The following is a 622-nucleotide window of genomic DNA, read 5'->3' as shown; positions in this document are numbered from 1 at the left end:
ACGACTGCTCCGCTCGCGGAGGTCGCCTCTTCCAACTCGACGCTGAGGGCGTTCCTGCATGGTCTACCTGGTGTGGACCGGGTGGGTGCGGATGCCCGGGCTGCGATGTTGGGGACGCGATCGATCAAGACCACGTCCAAGATGCAGGCCATCGATCTGGCCATTCGGATGGTGGACCTTACGACGCTCGAGGGTGCGGACACCCCGGGCAAGGTGAAGGCGATGTGTGCCAAGGCGGTTCATCCCGATCCGACCGACCCCTCCGTCCCCTCGGTGGCGGCGGTCTGCGTTTACCCCGACCTGGTCGCGACAGCCGTACAGGCTCTGGGGGGTTCCGGGGTGAGGGTCGCTTCGGTCGCTACGGCGTTTCCGAGTGGCCGGTCGTCGTTGGAGGTCAAGGTCGCCGACACGGCGCTGGCGGTCGCGGACGGCGCGTCCGAGATCGACATGGTGATCGACCGCGGCGCGTTCCTTTCGGGGGACTACCTCACGGTCTTCGAGCAGATCGCGGCGGTCAAGGCCGCCTGCGGCCACGCGCATCTGAAGGTGATTCTGGAGACCGGCGAGCTCTCGACGTACGACAACGTGCGCAGGGCGTCGTGGCTTGCGATGATCGCGGGTG

Annotated in this window: 1 protein-coding gene; it reads left to right on the top strand. The window is 66.9% G+C overall.

The annotated features are described in order from the left end of the window. Window positions 1–42 precede the first annotated feature (42 nt). Window positions 43–622 (top strand): 2-deoxyribose-5-phosphate aldolase (gene deoC / locus Psi02_RS39835; protein WP_373317763.1); only part of this gene is annotated, 580 nt, incomplete at its 3' end.

The sequence above is a fragment of the Planotetraspora silvatica genome (assembly GCF_016863315.1).
Lineage (GTDB): Bacteria > Actinomycetota > Actinomycetes > Streptosporangiales > Streptosporangiaceae > Planotetraspora > Planotetraspora silvatica.
This window is presented reverse-complemented; position numbering and strand designations above follow the sequence as displayed.